General features: G+C 37.3%; 3 protein-coding genes. All 3 read left to right on the top strand.

Going from position 1 to position 2,320, the window contains the following annotated elements:
* Nucleotides 1-90: 90 nt before the first annotated feature.
* The 3 genes from QWC74_RS04340 (at nt 91) to QWC74_RS04330 (ending at nt 2,009) form a co-directional block, all read left to right on the top strand.
* Nucleotides 91-402, top strand: coding sequence for a hypothetical protein (locus QWC74_RS04340; protein ID WP_006785495.1), 312 nt, complete (start codon nt 91-93; stop codon nt 400-402).
* An 89-nt stretch (nt 403-491) separates the two neighbouring features.
* Nucleotides 492-1,442, top strand: coding sequence for a N(4)-(beta-N-acetylglucosaminyl)-L-asparaginase (locus tag QWC74_RS04335; protein ID WP_040764126.1), 951 nt, complete (start codon nt 492-494; stop codon nt 1,440-1,442).
* A 69-nt stretch (nt 1,443-1,511) separates the two neighbouring features.
* On the top strand, nt 1,512-2,009 hold the full coding sequence (locus QWC74_RS04330; protein ID WP_006785497.1) for a hypothetical protein: 498 nt from the start codon (nt 1,512-1,514) through the stop codon (nt 2,007-2,009).
* Nucleotides 2,010-2,320 lie beyond the last annotated feature (311 nt).

The following is a 2,320-nucleotide window of genomic DNA, read 5'->3' as shown; positions in this document are numbered from 1 at the left end:
ATTGTTATTTTATAGATTTCAATTTGTTGTGGACGTAAGATTGTTGTATAATAATCTTACATCTTGAATGAAGCGAAGTGAGGCCAAAATATGAAGACGCGTTATTATACTAATTTTGAATTTTATTATGATGAAGATACAATGGATCTACCACAATCCGTGCTAGAAAGTGAACAGTTGTCACCTGCAGCTAAAAATATTTATATTTTCTTTGTTTATTTGATTACGGAACAGGTCGAAGATATTTTAGGAACGTTACAAAATTTAGAAGAAGCCAAGCATGACTTAGAGCCAGGATTAGCCGAATTATTGGCTTGTGGGTTAATTATTAAAGAAGTTCAAAAAAATGAAGCGGGAGAAGAGGAGTTACATTATATTGTGACGAAAGAATTCCAAGCATAAAAAGGGTATTTCTAGGTAGAAATACCCTTTTTTCTATGTATAATAGGAACATGAAATAAATCATGAATATGATGAGAGGGTGTGAAATGATGAGATGGGGAATCATTGCAACGTGGTATTTTTCTAAAGAGGGAGTTCGGTTGGCGGCGAATCTTTTAAGTGAGGGAAAAACAGCAGATGAAGCGGTTAAAGTCGCTATCCATGATGTTGAAAACAATCCTCGTTATAAATCAGTGGGATATGGTGGATTGCCAAACGAAGAAGGTGTTTGTGAGTTTGACGCAGGGTGGATGAATGGAAATACGTTGAGTTTTGGAGCTGTGGGAGCAGCTCGAGATATAAAAAATGTAATTGATGTAGTGAAGAAGTTATCGGATGAAGAGGTAAATGTTTTTTTAGTTGCAAATGGAGCAGAAAAATATGCGCATGTTGAAGGCTTTGAAAAGCGAAATATGTTAACGAAAAAAGCTAAAGATGAATTTTTAGCTCGTCAGTTGTTAATGAAAAATGTTGACTTAACACCGTATGATGGACATGACACAGTGAGTATGGTTGGCGTTGATTCTAATCAGACAGTTATTTCAGCAACGTCAACAAGTGGTTTGTTTATGAAAAAAACAGGCCGAGTGGGGGATTCTCCAATTATTGGATCGGGGTATTATGCAGATAGTGAAGTAGGGGGAGCGGCAGCAACAGGACTTGGCGAAGAGATTATGAAAGGATGCTTATCATATGAGGTGGTGAGGTTAATGGAAGAAGGTTGTAGTCCAATGGAAGCATGTGCCCAGGCACCGAAACGCTTTGAAAATAAACTGATGAGAAAGCGTGGGACAGTTAGTTCTATGAGTCTTATGGCAATGAATAGGGAAGGTCAGTGGGGCGTTGCAACAAATGTAGAGTTTACGTTTGTCGTGGCTACCCAGCAACACCCTTTAAAAACATATGTTGATCAAGTTCTAAATCAAAATTTAGTCATTGAAGAAGTAGAAGATGTGTCTAAATGGATGATGCAAGAGGAACATCAATTAGAGGGTGAATGAATTGAAACTAAGAAGTCACCTATCAAAAAAAAAGACATAGACTATTCTAGCAAGATTGGAGGGATAGAAATGGAATACTCTAATATTAGAATTGTTAATGTTGGAGCAGATGATGCACTCGGCTGGACAACGATTAATGAAGGACCGAATAGTATCCAAGTTCCAACAGGAACTCAGGATTCATGGAATGCTCAAAGTCAGCCTTTTAATTCGAATGTATGGCCAGGGCAAGTACTACCACCACCTAATATGCCACCTTATGGACCACCGATGATGGGCCCATCTTATAATCAACCACCAAAACAAAGTGAAGCACCTAAGTTACCACCGCCAAATTTTACGCCACAACAAAGCCAGGCTAAACCATTTGCCATTGATCCGGGTGATATTGCAAATTGTCTATATCGATATGTCTATATTTGGCCAACAGGTAGCCATGGTCGTGGGTACTGGGTGTATTTCACTTATGTCGGACATAAAAGTATTGCAGGGTTTAGATGGAATGGTCGGTACTGGGTGTATGGTGGAATCGATTTAAGAAGAATTGAATCTTTTCAGTGTTATTGAAAGAAGACATGCTAAAAAAGCATGTCTTTTTTAAATTTCATGGTAATATATAACAAAATAATGAGGGTAGTAAGATGTTAATGAAACCGAAAAAATAAAACAAAGGAGATAAGTGACAACCATTAGTTTATCCTAGGGGGGAGGAGATGAGAATCTTTGTTGGAAGCTTTTTGAGATGAAAGCATCAAAGTGATTTTTAATTGTATCGGTGGTGATAATCTCATCAAATGATTACCGTATATATATAAGTCAAGATAAGTTTTTCACACTTGGAAAACTTTTAACTGGACTATAGTTAGCTCTAAGTATCA

The sequence above is a fragment of the uncultured Turicibacter sp. genome (assembly GCF_938044715.1).
GTDB lineage: Bacteria > Bacillota_I > Bacilli_A > MOL361 > Turicibacteraceae > Turicibacter > Turicibacter sanguinis.
Note: the sequence above shows the minus strand (reverse complement) of the source record. Positions and strands in the feature narration are given on the sequence as shown.